General features: G+C 73.6%; 15 protein-coding genes. 8 read left to right on the top strand and 7 right to left on the bottom strand.

The window, feature by feature from the left end; translation table 11 throughout:
* Positions 1–28 precede the first annotated feature (28 nt).
* On the bottom strand, positions 29–433 hold the full coding sequence (locus tag ACFC1F_RS38600; RefSeq protein ID WP_376165697.1) for a RidA family protein: 405 nt from the start codon (positions 431–433) through the stop codon (positions 29–31).
* Positions 434–622: 189 nt separating this feature from the next.
* On the opposite strand from ACFC1F_RS38600, the gene ACFC1F_RS38595 reads away from it, so the two are divergent.
* A complete protein-coding gene (locus tag ACFC1F_RS38595; protein ID WP_376165695.1) occupies positions 623–1,309 on the top strand; it encodes a C40 family peptidase in 687 nt (228 codons plus the stop codon).
* A gap of 64 nt (positions 1,310–1,373) precedes the next feature.
* On the opposite strand, the gene ACFC1F_RS38590 is transcribed toward ACFC1F_RS38595, so the two are convergent.
* Positions 1,374–1,931, bottom strand: a complete 558-nt coding sequence (locus ACFC1F_RS38590) for a MarR family winged helix-turn-helix transcriptional regulator (RefSeq protein ID WP_376165693.1) — start codon at positions 1,929–1,931, stop codon at positions 1,374–1,376.
* Between the two features lie 80 nt (positions 1,932–2,011).
* Here ACFC1F_RS38590 and ACFC1F_RS38585 point away from each other — a divergent pair, with 80 nt between their 5' ends.
* On the top strand, positions 2,012–2,419 hold the full coding sequence (locus tag ACFC1F_RS38585; protein WP_376165690.1) for a glyoxalase/bleomycin resistance/extradiol dioxygenase family protein: 408 nt from the start codon (positions 2,012–2,014) through the stop codon (positions 2,417–2,419).
* A 369-nt stretch (positions 2,420–2,788) separates the two neighbouring features.
* Here the strand turns inward: ACFC1F_RS38585 and ACFC1F_RS38580 are convergent, their stop codons facing one another.
* The 5 genes from ACFC1F_RS38580 to ACFC1F_RS38560 all read right to left on the bottom strand — a co-directional run bounded on the left by ACFC1F_RS38580 (position 2,789) and on the right by ACFC1F_RS38560 (position 9,425).
* The gene (locus tag ACFC1F_RS38580) at positions 2,789–3,382 is read right to left on the bottom strand and encodes a hypothetical protein (protein ID WP_376165688.1); all 594 of its coding nucleotides are present in this window, start codon (positions 3,380–3,382) and stop codon (positions 2,789–2,791) included.
* A 323-nt stretch (positions 3,383–3,705) separates the two neighbouring features.
* Positions 3,706–4,941, bottom strand: a complete 1,236-nt coding sequence (gene thrS / locus ACFC1F_RS38575) for a threonine--tRNA ligase (protein WP_376165686.1) — start codon at positions 4,939–4,941, stop codon at positions 3,706–3,708.
* 269 nt (positions 4,942–5,210) lie between these two features.
* Positions 5,211–5,933, bottom strand: coding sequence for a leucine-rich repeat domain-containing protein (locus ACFC1F_RS38570; RefSeq protein ID WP_376165684.1), 723 nt, complete (start codon positions 5,931–5,933; stop codon positions 5,211–5,213).
* 204 nt (positions 5,934–6,137) lie between these two features.
* Positions 6,138–7,547: a dihydrolipoyl dehydrogenase gene (gene lpdA / locus ACFC1F_RS38565; protein ID WP_209416036.1), complete on the bottom strand. Its 1,410-nt coding sequence runs from the start codon at positions 7,545–7,547 to the stop codon at positions 6,138–6,140.
* Between the two features lie 315 nt (positions 7,548–7,862).
* Positions 7,863–9,425, bottom strand: coding sequence for a M28 family metallopeptidase (locus tag ACFC1F_RS38560; RefSeq protein WP_376165699.1), 1,563 nt, complete (start codon positions 9,423–9,425; stop codon positions 7,863–7,865).
* 172 nt (positions 9,426–9,597) lie between these two features.
* Here ACFC1F_RS38560 and ACFC1F_RS38555 point away from each other — a divergent pair, with 172 nt between their 5' ends.
* The 6 genes from ACFC1F_RS38555 (at position 9,598) to ACFC1F_RS38530 (ending at position 14,966) form a co-directional block, all read left to right on the top strand.
* On the top strand, positions 9,598–9,774 hold the full coding sequence (locus ACFC1F_RS38555; protein WP_209416038.1) for an antitoxin: 177 nt from the start codon (positions 9,598–9,600) through the stop codon (positions 9,772–9,774).
* Between the two features lie 369 nt (positions 9,775–10,143).
* On the top strand, positions 10,144–10,647 hold the full coding sequence (locus ACFC1F_RS38550; RefSeq protein ID WP_209416039.1) for a cation:proton antiporter regulatory subunit: 504 nt from the start codon (positions 10,144–10,146) through the stop codon (positions 10,645–10,647).
* Positions 10,648–10,651: 4 nt separating this feature from the next.
* Positions 10,652–11,956: a cation:proton antiporter gene (locus ACFC1F_RS38545; protein ID WP_376165682.1), complete on the top strand. Its 1,305-nt coding sequence runs from the start codon at positions 10,652–10,654 to the stop codon at positions 11,954–11,956.
* A 475-nt stretch (positions 11,957–12,431) separates the two neighbouring features.
* Positions 12,432–13,016, top strand: a complete 585-nt coding sequence (locus ACFC1F_RS38540; protein ID WP_376165680.1) for a TetR/AcrR family transcriptional regulator — start codon at positions 12,432–12,434, stop codon at positions 13,014–13,016.
* Complete coding sequence (locus ACFC1F_RS38535) at positions 13,013–14,443, top strand: MFS transporter (RefSeq protein WP_376165678.1); 1,431 nt, start codon at positions 13,013–13,015, stop codon at positions 14,441–14,443. Before ACFC1F_RS38540 ends, ACFC1F_RS38535 begins: the two co-directional genes overlap by 4 nt.
* A gap of 163 nt (positions 14,444–14,606) precedes the next feature.
* The gene (locus ACFC1F_RS38530; RefSeq protein ID WP_376165676.1) at positions 14,607–14,966 is read left to right on the top strand and encodes a hypothetical protein; all 360 of its coding nucleotides are present in this window, start codon (positions 14,607–14,609) and stop codon (positions 14,964–14,966) included.
* The last annotated feature ends 3 nt before the right edge of the window (positions 14,967–14,969 follow it).

Genomic DNA, 14,969 nt, shown 5'->3' with positions numbered 1-14,969 from the left:
GGGCCGGCGGGGCCGGCGGGGCCGGCGGTCAGGAGAGCACGGCGACCGCCTCGACCTCGACCAGCTGGTCGTCGTACCCGAGCACCGAGACACCCAGCAGAGTGCTGGGGACGTCGTGGCCCCCCAGGTAGGAGCGGTAGACCTCCCAGACCTTCACCAGGTCGCCCTGGTCGGACGAGGCGACGTACACGGTGGTCCGGACGAGGTCGGTGAGCGCGGCGCCCTCACCCTCCAGGACGGTTATCAGGTTCCGCATCACCTGGTGGGCCTGGCCCTCGAAGTCTCCGACCGCCACCGTCCGCCCCTCGGCATCGAGCGGGCAGGAGCCCGCCAGCCAGAGCGAGCGGACGGGGGCGTCGACGGCCGCGCCGTAGGCGTAGTCGACGGCCTGCGTCAGCTGGTGGTTGCGGTTGAGCCGGACGGCACTACCCATGGCGCACTCCGAGGTCGAACGGGTGTTTTCGCCTCATCGTTGGCCGCTCGTGAACACCCGTCAAACCAATTACCGGTACCCGCCGTACGGCTACTGGGCCGACCTGCGCCCGGTTCACCGGTGCGGGTGATGGCGGGCCGGGGCGGCGGGCCGGGATCCTGGTACTCCACCGCTACCAGGGAGTTTGCCATGGTGTTCCCGTCACCGGACCGGGGCGTCGGCCGCCGCAGGCTGCTGGGGCTGGCGCTGGGCGCGGGCGTCGTCCCGGCCCTGACCGCCACCGCCGCGTCAGCCGCATCCGCACGCACACCCGCACCCGCACCCGCACCCGCACCCGCACCCGCCGTACCTTCTGCCGCCGCGCCCGGCGTACCCGCGTTCGACGACCTCACCGGGCCGGCCGACTGGGGCGCCCGGGCCGCCGCCGTCGCGGCCGAACAGCTCGGCGTCCCGTACGCCTGGGGCGGCGGCGACCGGCTGGGCGCGAGCCCCGGGTTCTGCGACGAGGAGAACGGCTACCTGAACGGCCAGTGCCTCGGCGAGAGCACGGTCGGCTTCGACTGCAGCGGGCTCGCCCTGTACTGCTGGTACCGGGCCAGCGGCGGGGCCGTGGACCTCGCCCACTACACCGTCGCGCAGTACCACCGCTCCGCCCCGGTGCCCCGCCCCGGCCTGCTCCCCGGCGACCTGCTCTTCTTCTCCCGCCCCGACGCCCCGCTGCACCACGTGGGCGTCTACGCGGGGGACGGCGCGATGATCCACGCCGAGCACACCGGCACCCTCGTCGCCCGCCTCCCGGGCGTGTTCGAGGACCCGCACTGGGCGGGCGAGTTCGCGGGCGCCCGCCGCCCACTGCCGCCGGGCGGACCAGCCTGACCACCTCTGACGGTGCGACAGTCCGACGAGCCGCGGACCGACGGTCCAATGGACCGACGGCCCGTCAGGGCGCGCCCGGCAGGCCGTGGTGGACACGGAGCAGCAGGCGGTGCAGCGCACGGCGCTCCTCCGGGTCGAGCGGGGCGAGGATCTCGTCCTGGACGGTACGTGCCTCGGCGTCCAGTTCGGCCAGGACGGCCCGGCCGGCCCCGGTGATGCTGACCGAGACGCGCCGGCGGTCTGCCGGATCGCGGATCCGCTCGACGTAGCCCGCGCCGGCCAGCTGGTCGGCGACCTTGGCCATGTCGCTGGCGTCCACTCCGAGCCGACGGACCAGGTCGCGCTGGGCGTGCGGACCGAAGTCGTCCAGTGCGGCGAGCACCGCCATGTCCCAGAGCCGCAGGCCGCGCTGCGACAGCCGCTCGGCGAGCCGGCCGCGCGCGGTCTTGCCGGTCCGGGAGAGCAGGTAGGTGGTGAGGCCAAGCAGCGCGGGCGGGGTCGACCGCTCGGCGGCCCCGGCCGCGCTCCCGGCGGCGGTGCCGGTGGCGGCGCCGGTGGTGCTCCCAGCAGTGCTACCGGTCGTGTCGGCGGTCTCGGTGCTCGCGGCGCTCTCGGAGGTCATGGCAGAAGTCTAGGGTGCGACCCTATAGTGGGTCTGCACCCACTAATTTTCCATGAGCCCATCGCCCCCAGGAGCCCGTCGTGGACGCCCTGTACAACCGCCTGCTCGTCTCCCGCTTCGCCGAGTGCTTCGAGTTCTACCGCGCGATCCTTCCGCCGCTGACCGGCGCCACCCTGGCCAAGGGCTCGGCGGAGGGCCCGTACGCCAACTGGGACGTCGAGGGCCAGACCGTGCTGGCCCTGTACGACCGCGGGCTGATGGCCGTCACCCTCGGCACTGCCGGATTCCCCGCCGAGCCGCCGGCCGTCCAGGACGCCGCCATGCTGGTCCTCCGGGTGGACGACGTGGACCAGTCGCTCTCCCTCTGCCTGCGCAGCGGCGGCGCGCTCGCCGCCGTCGCCACGAACCGCCCCGAGTGGGGGCCGACCCTGCGCAGCGCCCACCTCCGCGACCCCGACGGCCGCCTGATCGAGCTGCAGTCCTACTGACCGCCGTCCAGGCCGGTGGACGTGCCCCCGGCCGGTCGGACATGGCGCCCCCGGCTCCTGCTGCGCGGGGACTCTCCCGGACGCCCCTGGCGAGCGGCCACCGGCCCCGGCGGGCCCCGTGCCGGGCCGCACCGGCCCTCGGCCCGCGCTTCCCGCACCCGGTCGCGGCGGCACCGCGGGAGGAGGGCCGGTCAGGTGAATCGGCGGCCGTGGGCCGGTGGGCGGCGGCGCGGCCCGCAGGTCAGGCGCGGCCGGCAGGTCAGGCGCGGCCGGCAGGTCAGGCGCGGCCGGCAGGTCAGGCGCGGCCCGGTACCGGGGCCCGGACGGCCCTGGCAGCAGGCCGTCCGGGGAACCTGCCGGGCGCGGGTCTCAGCTGTGGAACACCTGGAGTTCGCGGACGGCGTCGTTGAAGTCCGGCCCGAGGTAGCCGGCGGGCAGGCCGATGGTCTCCACCTTCTCCAGCGGGGAGGTGAGGGTGACGGTGTTGCAGTTGTTGTAGCCCTTCATCGAGGAGACGCTCAGCGCCACATCGAAGTAGTTGACCAGGTGGTAGCCGGTGGCGTCGCAGCCGCCGGCGTCGCCGTAGAAGGAGTAGATGACGCCGCCGCCGAAGTCGACGTCCCGGTACTCCTCCAGGAGCAGCCAGCGGTCGGCCGGGCGGCGCATGTCACTGCTGCGGCGGGTGCCTTCGGCGCGGGCGAGGGCGTCGGACCGGGAGTCCTCCGAGCAGCCGTGGCCGAGCAGCGGGGAGCGCCCGTCGGCGCCCGGCACGTGGCCGACGACCGCCGCGCAGTACCGGGTGCCGTCCGGGACGGGCAGCGGACGCAGCGCGGCGGGCGCCGCGGGGGCGGCGACGGCGGCGCCCGCCAGGGCGAAGCAGGCGGTGAGCGCGGGGACGGTGAGGCGACGGGCGAGGCGCGCAGGGGTGGGGCGCGGGGTGGGGCGCGCAGGAGTGGAACGCACGGGGTACCTCCGGTAAGGGTCCGAGGTGGGGACGCGGCGGCCGTGGGCCGGGCCGCCGCGCCCATTCGAACGGCGGGTGCGCCGGCCCGACCGGCCGACACACCGCACACCCCCGCTAGTCGTACGTGTACGACTGGGCAGCCCGGGGCCACTCGCCCGACGACCGGCCGACCACCGGCCAGGGAGCGGCAATCGAGCCGACAGCGACCGGCCGAGGAGCCCCCGGCAACCGACCAAGAAGTCCCCGACAACCGGCCGGGGAGCCGCCCGCCGAGGCACCATCCCGTTCAGCCATCCCCGTTCACCCCCCACCCCCGCGCCGCTCAGGCGCCGATGCCCCCGCCCTCCTCCCACAGCTCGGCGCTGTACGCGTCCACCAGGGCGCCGATCCGGGCCAGCGCCTCTCCGGCGGGCATCGGGTCGAGCCGGCGGCCGTCGCGCAGCCGCAGCGCCACCCGCTCGTCGGCCGCCTCCCTGGCGCCGATGACGGCCTGGTACGGGACCAGCCGGGCCTCCCGGATCCGGGCGCCCAGGCTGCCGTCCGCAGGCCCGGCGACCTCGGCCCGCAGGCCCCGGTCGAGGCAGCGCTGCCGCAGCCGTTCCGCCTGCGGGAGCTCGCTCTCGGAGACGGGCAGCAGGACGAGCTGGGTGGGCGCGAGCCAGGCCGGGAACGCGCCGCCGTGCAGCTCGATCAGGTGGGCGACCACCCGTTCGACGCTGCCGATGACGCTGCGATGGACCATCACCGGCCGGTGCTTGGCTCCGTCCGCCCCGATGTAGTGCAGGCCGAACCGCTCCGGTTGGTGGAAGTCGATCTGCACGGTGGAGAGGGTGGACTCACGGCCCGCAGCGTCGGCGATCTGGATGTCGATCTTCGGCCCGTAGAACGCCGCCTCGCCCTCTGCGGCCTCGAAGGGCACCCCGGACCGCTCCAGCACGTCGGTCAGCAGCGCGGTGGCCCGCTCCCAGAGCCCTGGATCCGCCACGTACTTGCCGCCCTCACCGGGCAGCGAGAGACGGTAGCGGACCGGGCGGATACCGAGTGCCCGGTGCGCCTCGCGGATCAGCTCCAGCGCGGCGACCGCCTCGTCGGCGGCCTGCTCCGGGGTGCAGAAGACGTGCGCGTCGTTCAGCTGGATCGCTCGCACCCGGGTGAGGCCGCCGAGCACCCCGGACAGCTCGGACCGGTACATTCCCCCCAACTCCGCCATGCGCAAGGGGAGTTCCCGGTAGCTTCGGGCGCGGGAGCGGTAGATCAGCGCGTGGTGCGGACAGAGACTGGGGCGCAGCACGACCTGCTCGGAGCCGAGGTCCATCGGCGGGAACATGTCGTCCCGGTAGTGCGACCAGTGGCCGGAGATCTCGTAGAGCTCGCGTTTGCCGAGCACCGGCGAGTAGACGTGGCGGTAGCCGGCCCTCCGCTCGCGCCCCCGGATGAACTCCTCCAGGGTGTGCCGGACGGCAGCGCCGTCCGGCAGCCAGTACGGCAGGCCGGCGCCCATCAGCGGGTCGGTGTCGAAGAGGTCGAGTTCACGGCCGAGTCGGCGGTGGTCGTACATGGTGGCGGTCTCCACTCGTGGGCGACGGCAGAACGACGGATGATCGGCGATCCGTTCTCTGCGGTCTGCGGTCTGCGGTCTGCGGGCGAGTGGACCGGGTACGACGAAGCCCCGGGGCACTCGCCCCGGGGCTTCGGACTAGCTCAGCAGTCAGCGCGCCGGGACTCTCTCCGGCGTCGTCGTCTGGACGGCTGCAGCGCGCTTCATGTCCCCCACGCTAACAGGCGGGTGGCGCGTCCGGCGACGGGATTAACGGGCGGCCCCGGCTCTCAGTGCAGGACGACGCAACCACGCTCCGCCAGGGCGGCGCGCAGCCGGGGCGGCGGCGTCACGTCGTTCCAGCGCAGGTCGAGCTTCTCCAGGGCGGGCAGCCGGGTGAGCCACTCGGGCAGGGCGGTGATCCGGTTGCCCCGCAGGTCGAGCCGGCGCAGCTGCGGCAGTCCGGCGAGGACCGCCGGGACCTCGGAGAGGGCGTTGTCCCGCAGTTCGAGTTCGCGCAGCGCGACGAGCCGGGAGGCCGAGGCCGGCAGCTCCGTCAACGCGTTGCCGCACAGCCAGAGTTCGCGCAGCTCGCCGAGCCGGCCGAGGGTGTCGGGCAGTGCGGTCAGCCGGTTCCGCTGCGCCCGCAGCTCGACCAGGCCGGCCATCTCGCCGATGGTGTCCGGGAGTTCGGTGAGCCGGTTGTCGCCGACGTTGAGGTAGCGCAGCGCGGTGAGCCGGCCGAGCGCTTCCGGCAGGCGGGTGAGCGCGTTGTCGTGCAGGTACAGGAAGTCGGCCAGGCCGGTGAGTTCACCGATCTCGTCCGGGATTTCGGCGAGCGCGTTGTGTCCGAGGTCGAGGGTTCGCAGCCGGCGCAGGCGGCCGATCCCGGGCGGCAGTTCGGTCAGTCCGGTGTCCGCGAGGATCAGCACCGTCAGGTCGGTGCGGTCCCGGAGGTCCTCGGGTACCGCGTCGAGCGGCTGCCGCCAGAGGTTGAGGGTCACGTCGGTCATCCGGGCATTCTCCCCCGCCGCCCGGGCCGCACCCGCGGCCCGGGCCGGATCCCGCCACGGCCACCCCGCGGCCCGGCCGCGACGAGCCGATGAGGTGACGGCACGACACCGGGGCCCACCTGCCGGAACACGGCACGACACCGGAGCCCGCCTGCCGGAACACGGCACACGGACCCCGGCGTCAGCCGGAGCACCGGAGCGGCATCACATGTTGATCATGTGCCCCGCGAGCCCGTGGATCGCCTCCTTGACCGCCTCGCCGAGGGTCGGGTGGGCGTGGACGTTGCGGGCGACCTCGTGCACGGTGAGGTCCCACTGCTGCGCCAGGGTCAGCTCGGGCAGGAGCTCGGTGACCTCGGGGCCGATCAGGTGGGCGCCGAGCAGCTCGCCGTGCTTGCCGTCGCTGATCACCTTGACGAAGCCGATCGGGTGGCCGAGGCCGTGCGCCTTGCCGTTGGCGGTGAACGGGAACTTGGCGACCTTGACGTCGTAACCCAGCTCGCGGGCCTGCGCCTCGGTGTAGCCGAAGCTGGCGATCTGCGGCTGGCAGTAGGTGGCGCGCGGGATCATCGCGAAGTCGACCTCCATGGTCTCCGCCCCACCGATGGTCTCGGCGGCGATGACGGCCATCGACTCGGCCGCGTGGGCCAGCATCAGCTTGGCGGTGACGTCACCGATCGCGAAGATGTGCTCGACGTTGGTGCGGCCGCGGCCGTCGACGGCGATCGCGCCGCGCTCGGTGAGCTTCACGCCGGTGTTCTCCAGGCCGTAGCCGTGGACGCGCGGCACGAAGCCGATCGCCTGGAGCACCTTGTCGGCCTCCAGCACCTCCTGCTGGCCGTTGCGGGTGACGGTGACCTTCACCTTGGCGGCCGGGTCCTTGTCGTCGATGGCGTCGACCCGGGTGGAGGTGAGCACCTCGATGCCGAGCTTGCGGTACTGCTTGGCCAGCTCGGCCGAGACCTCGGCGTCCTCCAACGGGACCATCCGGTCGAGGAACTCGACGATGGTGACCTTCACGCCGTAGTTGTGCAGCACGTACGCGAACTCGACGCCGATCGCGCCGGCGCCCGCGATGATGATGCTCCCGGGCAGTTCCTCGGTGAGGATCTGCTCCTCGTAGGTGACCACGCGCTCGCTCAGGCTGGTGCCGGGCAGCAGCCGGGTGGTGGCGCCGGCGGCGATGATGCAGTGGTCGAAGGTGACCAGCTCGAAGCCGCCGCCGGTCAGCGCGACCTGGAGCGTGCGGTCGTCCACGAAGGTGCCGCGGCCGTCGTACTCGGTGATGCCGTTCTTCTTCATCAGGTAGTGGACGCCCTTGACCCGGCCGTCGGCGACGCTGCGGCTGCGCTTGAACGCCGCACCGAAGTCGAAGCGGACCTGGCCCTCGACCTCGATGCCGAAGGTCTTGGCCTCCTTGGTGAAGATGTGTGCCAGTTCGGCGTTGCGCAGCAGCGCCTTCGAGGGGATGCAACCGACGTTCAGGCAGACCCCGCCCCAGTACTTGGCCTCGATGACGGCCGTGCGCAGACCCAGCTGGGCCGCGCGGACGGCGGCCGTGTAGCCGCCGGGGCCCGCGCCGAGGACGACGACGTCGTAGTGCGTGCTGCTCATGGTGCTGACTCCTCCGAGGGTGTCACGGTGACGTGATCTGGGTGCCATGGTGTCAGGACCCCGGGCGGCCCACCCACCGGACCCCGGTCCGACGGCACCCGGCGGCGCCCGGCAGTACTCGGCGGCATCCGACGGGGCGGTCGGCGCCCACGGCCGAGCCCCACCCCGCCTCACCGGCGACCGGCCCCCGCCCAGCCCACAACCGAGCCCCACCCCGTCCACGGCCGAGCCCCGCCCCGCCGGACGCGAGGCCTGGCGGGGCGGGGCTGGGACGGGTGGAGCCGGGCCGGGCGGGACGGCACCCGGTTGGTTCCGTCAGGCCTCGACCTCGTGCGCGTGGCCCTCCTGGAGGCCGCCGCCGCTGCCGGCCTGGCCGTCGGTGTGCTGCGGCGGCACCGGGGCGTGCACGGACGAGAGGTCCCACGCGTAGGTGCCCACGGAGTCGGCGATGACGTCGATGTTGGTGTCGAAGGCCTTCATGTCCAGGTTGCCCAGGTTGTCGCAGGCCTGGTGGTAGCACTTGTCGAAGGCCACCCCTGCGGTGCCGCCGTACCGTGCCGCCTGGGCGGCGGACTTGATGACCTCGGCGCCGGTGTCGGTACCGCCGGACGGGATTCCGGCGTCGATGAACGGGCCGTAGTCGGAGCGGCCGGTGAAGTCGGTCCCCTCGTGGGGAAGCCCGCGCCCGTCGAGGTAGTCGGTGATGTGCCGCTCCAGCTGCGCCGATCCGTCCGGGCCGGGGCCGGAACCGACGTGGTCGGAGTCGTCGCCGTCGTAGACGAACTGGGCGGAGTTGGGCGAGGCGATCATGTCGAAGTTCAGGTAGAGCTTGATCTTCTGCTTCTCGGTGTCGGGCAGCGCCTTCACGTAGGCCTCGGAGCCCTTCAGGCCGAACTCCTCGGCGGACCACCAGGCGAACCTGACCTTGTTCTTGACCGGCTTCTTGGCCAGGTTCGTCGCGACCTCCAGGATGCCCGCCGAACCGGAGCCGTTGTCGTTGATGCCCGGGCCGTCCTCCACGGAGTCCAGGTGGGAACCGATGACCACGGTGTTGTTCTCGTCGCCGCCACGGGTCTCCGCGAGGACGTTCCAGGTCTTCCGCTTCTCCATGAAGGTGCGGATGTCCAGGCTCACGGTGACCGGTCCGGCGGCGGCCCTGGCGGCCAGCGCCTCGCCGGCGGCCTTGGAGATGCCGCCGGTCGGGACCCGGCCCACCGCCGGGTCGCCGAGGGTGCCGTTGAGGTTGCCCTCGGTGTTGTTGTAGACGATCGCGCCGACCGCGCCCGCGTCCGCCGCCGCTGCCTGCTTCACGGCGAAACTGCAGCCACCGCGCCTGATCAGCGCGACCTTGCCGGTGAACGCGCCGACCGCGTAGTCGCCCGCCTCGCAGCCGGTGGTGGCGTCGACCGGAACGACGGCCAGGTCGGCGGTCAGACCTGCGGCCGGTCCGCCGACCGAGTACGTCATGGCCTTCACCGGCACGTCCTCGGCCTGCGGCGACACCACGCCCAGCCGCTCCGACAGGGCCTTGAAGTACGTGTACTCGAACTCCTGCTTCGACACCTTCAGCCCCGCCCGGCGGGCCTGCTCGTAGACGTACGCGGCCGATTCGTCGTGGCCGCGCTCGCCGGCCACCCGGTTGCCGCCGTTGCGGTCGGCGATCCGCTGGAGTGCTCTGAGGGTGCCGTAGGCGTCGTCGGCGCTGCTCTCCTCGACGAGCCTCGCGGCCAGCTTCGCGCCCTTGCGCCCGGGGTCCGGGTCGGCCGACGCACTCCCGGTGCCGACCAGGAGTAGCGGGGTCACCAGTGCCGCGACCGCGAGCGCGGAGCTCGCGACACGCCGCCGCGAGGCGGCCGGGGGGATGGGCGGGGCGGTCAGGCGACGGATCCGAACGTTCAAGGCAAGTCCCTTCCGACAGTCCGTGGGACTCCCGATTTGACATGCTCGGTGCCGCGTTGCCAACCCTGCCGCGCAACCTGACCGGATGCGGACACCCGGTGGCGCGCCGATGCTGGAGGGGTGGGGCCGTCTCATCCGGGAGTGTGACCGTATGTCCATGATGGATAAGCTCAAGCACATGCTGAAGGGCCACGAGGACCAGGCCGAGAAGGCCGTCGACAAGACGGGCGACATGGCGGACCAGCGGACCGAGGGCAAGTACAGCGGCCAGGTCGATACCGCTCAGGAGAAGCTGAAGGACCAGTTCCGCGACCAGCCTCCCCAGTAGGTCCGCCCAAGGGCGATCCGTGCGGGCGATCCGCGCGGGTCGCCCGCACGGGTGGTCCGCCCGTGTCACCCGGCCCGGCGGCGCGTCGGCAGCTTCGGCGCGACGTGGGCCGGCCCGGTACCCCGGTGCGGTGCGCACGGTAGCGCGTACGGCACCGGGGTACCGGCACGCCCGGCGGGACACGGGAGGACGTTCGCGGGGACTCGCGGGCGTTCCCGCGGGGGACTCATGGGGACTCATGGGGGGAGGGCTCGCGCGAGATCGGGGAGTGGCCGGCCGGAGCGGTTCCGGTACCCCCGACCAGGGAGACTTTACACAGTCATTACCATTGACACGCCTGCGGAAAGCCCTGACGAGAGGACAGCCGCCGTGTCGATCCCCCGTGTCCGGACCACTCCCCTGCCCGGTGTCGGCGTCCAGTACGACCTGACCACCCGAGAACAACGGCACCTGTCGGTCATCGCCCACCGGGACGGCTCACGGAGCCTCAACGTCTACCGCTCGGACGACCCGGACGCCTGCTCCCAGGCGTTCCGGCTGACGGCCGAGGAGTCCGCCGCCCTGGTGGACGCCCTGACACCCGCTCACCGGACGGGCGGCCCGCAGCAGACCGGCGGACTGCTGCACACCACCGACCTCGGCCTGGTCGCCGAGCGGCTCCCGCTCGACGGCGCCTCGTACTGGAACGGCCGGCTGCTCGGCGAGACCCGGATGCGGACCGAGACCGGCGCCTCCATCGTCGCCGTACTGCGCCGCACCGGTGCGCTCCCCTCCCCCGCCCCCGACTTCCGGCTCGCCGGCGGCGACACCCTGATCGTCATCGGCACCCGCGAGGGCGTGGACGCCGCCGCCGCGATCCTGGGCAGGGAGTGATCGGATGCACACCGCGAGCGTCTTCATCGAACTCGGCTCGGTCATCCTGGTCCTCGGCCTGCTCGGCCGAATAGCCGGCCGCTACGGTTTCTCCCCCATCCCGCTCTACCTGCTCGGCGGGCTGGCCTTCGGCAAGGGCGGGCTGCTGCCGCTCAGTGCCAGCGAGGAGTTCGTCGCCACCGGCGCCGAGATCGGCGTCGTCCTGCTGCTGCTCATGCTGGGCCTGGAGTACACCGCCGCCGATCTGGTGACCAACCTCAAGGCCCAGTACCCGGCCGGCGCCGTCGACTTCGTGCTCAACGCGCTACCCGGCGCGGCCGCCGCGCTGCTGCTCGGCTGGGGCCCGGTCGCCGCGGTGGTACTGGCGGGCGTCACCTGGATCTCGTCCTCGGGCGTCATCGCCAAGGTGCTCGGCGACCTGGGACGGCTCGGCAACCGGGAGACGCCGGTGATCCTCAGCATCCTGGTGCTGGAGGACCTGGCGATGGCGGTCTACCTGCCGATCCTCACCGCCGTGCTGGCCGGGGCCGGACTGCTGGCCGGCTCGGTCACCCTCGCCATCGCACTGGCCACCGCGGGTGCGGTGCTCTTCGTCGCACTCCGCTACGGCCGGGTGATCTCGAAGTTCGTCTCGCACGACGACCCGGAGAAGCTGCTGCTCGTCGTCCTCGGGCTGACGCTGCTGGTCGCGGGCATCGCGCAGCAGCTCCAGGTGTCCGCGGCGGTCGGCGCGTTCCTGGTCGGCATCGCGCTGTCCGGCGAGGCCGCCGAGGGGGCGCACACCCTGCTCAGCCCGTTGCGGGACCTCTTCGCCGCGGTCTTCTTCGTCTTCTTCGGGCTGAGCACCGACCCGACCAGCATCCCGCCGGTCCTGCTGCCGGCACTGCTGCTGGCCGTGACGACCGCGCTCACCAAGGTCGGCACCGGGTACTGGGCCGCACGCCGGGCGGGGATCGCCTCCCGGGGGCGCTGGCGGGCCGGTGGGGCGCTGGTGTCGCGCGGCGAGTTCTCGATCGTCATCGCCGGCCTGGCCGTCACGGCGGGCATCGAGCCCGAACTCGGTCCGTTCGCCACCGCCTACGTGCTGATCCTGGTGGTCACCGGGCCGCTTGCCGCCCGCTACACCCAGCCGGCCGCCGAGCGGATCGGTGGCCTGTGGGGGTGGACGTGGGGGCGGGCCCGGGGGCGGGCCCGGTGGGAACCGGGCACGGCGAACACGCCGGAGGCCGCTCTCGTGGAGGCTGCTCTGGCGCCGGACGCCGGACTCGCGCCGGAGGCTGACGGGACGGTCAACGCGCTGCGGCACTGAGCGCCCGCCGAGCGGATCTGCGACGCGCTCCCGGGGTGGATCAGCCAGGCCGGTCCGCCCCGGGTTCCGTGGCAGGGTCCGCCGTGGTCCCCGCCGTAGTCGCGGCCGAGGTCGCCGTCCGGGGGGTCGCGGCGGCCCTTGCCGGGGTACCGCAGTTCTCGCACGGTTCCGGCGCGGGCCGCTCGCGCAGCCGCCCGCACTCCTCGCACACCCGGTCCAGCCAGCAGGCCGCCTCGCCACCTTCGTCCATGCCGTCGATTCTGCCCCGCACCGCCCCGCGCGGACCAGGCACGCCCGATCCGGTGCGCAGGCCACGTTCACAAGCCGCCGGCACAAGCCGTCAGTGCGCGGGGCGGCGTGCGGGCGGCGCGCGCCCGCGTCCGGACGGCGCGCCGCAGGCCCGTCGCGGCGGCCCGTCGCAGCAGCACCGAGGAGTGAGTAGACACTGTCTACGCGCGACTGGTAGACAGTGTCCATGAATGATCACGACACGGGCCTGCGCGCCCGGCTGGTGACCGCCGGGGTCGAACTGGTCACCCGCGAAGGCGTCCACGCACTCACCCTGCGCGAGATCGCCCGCCAGGCCGGCGTCTCGCACGGCGCACCCCGCCGCCACTTCGCGACCCACGTCGAGCTGCTGTCGGCCATCGCCCGGCACGGCTTCCAGGAGTTGGGTGCGGCGGTCGCCGCCGCCGAGGCCACCGCGGGGGACGCTCCCCGCGCCCGCCTCGCCGCGCTCTCCCGTGGCTATCTCGACTACGCGACCGCCAACCCCGGCATGTTCGAGCTGATGTTCCGTCATGATCTGCTGGAGAACAGCGGAACGGGCCTACGGAAGACCTCCCTGCCCCTGTTCGAGACCTTCGCCCGGCTCGTCGCCGAGGTGCGCCCGCCCTCCGGCGCCCAGCCCGCCGCCGTCGCCGGCGCGCTCTGGGCCAACCTGCACGGCCTCGCCCAGCTGCGGGCCTGGGGCAGCCTCCAACTCGCCACCGGCACCGACGACATCGGGCCGCTGCTGACGGTGACCCTGGCCGCCCACCTCGGGCACGAGCCGCGGTGAACCCCGCCACCCACCAACGCCTGACCCTCGCCGGGAGCATCACCGGCGCGGCGATCGTCGCCCTCGACGGCACGGTGCTCACCGTCGCCCAGCCCAGCATGCAGCGCGACCTGCACGCCTCCTTCGCCGCGGTGCAGTGGACCAGCACCGGTTACCTCATCGCGGTGGCGAGCCTGCTGGTCTTCGCCGGGCGGCTCGGCGACCGCTACGGACACCAACGGGTCTTCTCCATCGGCGTATTGGGGTTCGCCGCGGCCTCGGCCGGGATCGCCGTGGCGCCCGGCACCGGCTGGGTCGTCGCCTTGCGAACCGTCCAGGGCGTGGCGGGAGCACTGCTTCAGCCCGCCACCCTCGGCATGCTGCGGGCCGCTTATCCCGCCGACCGGCTGGCCATGCCGATCGCGCTGCGCACGAGCGCGATCGGGCTGGCGGCCGCGGCCGGCCCGCTGGTCGGCGGCGCCCTCACCGCCCACCTCGGCTGGCGGGCCGTCTTCCTCCTCACCGTCGCACCCGCCGTGGCCGCCGGCCTGCTGGCCCTGGCCGTGCGGCTTCCGCAGCCGCCCGGCGACCGCACCGCCGGCCTGGACCTGCCCGGCGCGGCACTGCTCGCGGCGGCGCTGGTCTGCCTGGTGCACACCCTCGTCGGCGTCCCCGAACACGGGTGGACGGCGACGACCGTACTCGGGCTGCTCGGCGCCGTCCTGCTCGGCGTCGCCTTCGTCCGGCGCGAACGGCGCACGGCGCACCCGTTGCTTCCGCCGCGCGTACTCCGGTCGGCCACGGTCGGGCCCGCGCTCGGGGTGCTGCTAGCGGCCTCGGCGGCGATCTTCGGGACGTTGTTCCTCGCGACGTACTTCCTCCAGGACGTGCTTTCCCTGGACCCGTTGCAGAGCGCGCTCCGGGGGCTGCCGCTGGCCGTCACGATGGTGCTCGCCGCCCCTGCCTCCGCCGTCCTGCTGCGCCGCCACGGAGCGCGCCGCACCGTCGCGTCGGGCATGGTTCTGATCGCCGTCGGCGCGGCACTGGCGTCCCGGTTCGACCACTCCTCGGGTGCGCCCGCGATCGGCGCCGCCTTCCTGCTGCTGGGCACCGGGTTCGGGACGGTGATGGTCACCGCCACCGCCGTGCTCGTCCGCAGCGCCTCGGTCGCCGACGCGGGCGTGGCCGGCGGCCTCCAGCAGACCGCGATGAACATCGGACCCGCCCTGGGCGTGGCCGCCGCGACCACCCTCACCGCCGGGCGGCCGTTGGCCGAGGCCATGGGCCCGGCACTGCTGGCCCTCTCGGGCGTCGCCGCGCTGGGGGCCGTGCTCGCCGGACGGCTTCCGGGGACGGGGGCGGGGGCCGGCGCCGCTCCGACCCCCTCGGACACGCCCTCGGCCGCGCCCTCGACCGCCCCGTCGACCGCGCCCTCGACCGCGGAGTAGGGCCGGGCCGGGGGACGATCCCGTCCCCCCACCGGGGGAGGGAACGGGAACCGCACCCCCCACAGGTGTGACCTGACGTCAGCCCGGCGCCTGATGCACGGCATTCGGATTCCTGGAACCGTTGGAACCGTTCACCCAAGGTCCCCGCCCGGGAGGTCCCGCCATGTCCGCACTCGCGATGCCGCGCCCCGGGGCGGGAGCCACCGGGATTCCGGGCCCGCCCCGGCGGGCCGTCAGGGCCGCCTACGCGTCCGCACTCTCCGCGACGCTCGGCTTCGTACCGCTGCACGCCATCTGGGCGCTGGGCGTCCCGCTCTGGAGCAACGAGGAGAAGTTCCGCGCCTGGTACGCCGAGGGCGGCGGGCCCTACCTGTTCGTGCTGTGCGCGATGGCCGTGCTGGCGGGCGCCCTCGCGCTGAGCCTGGTGCGGCCGTGGGGGCTGGTCTTCCCGGCCTGGGTGCCGCTCGTCGCGGAGCGACCGGTCGCGAGCCGCACGCTGGCGGCCGCAGCCCACGCCCTGTAGGCC

Origin of the sequence: Kitasatospora sp. NPDC056181 (genome assembly GCF_042266225.1) — a bacterium.
GTDB lineage: Bacteria > Actinomycetota > Actinomycetes > Streptomycetales > Streptomycetaceae > Kitasatospora.
Note: the sequence above shows the minus strand (reverse complement) of the source record. Positions and strands in the feature narration are given on the sequence as shown.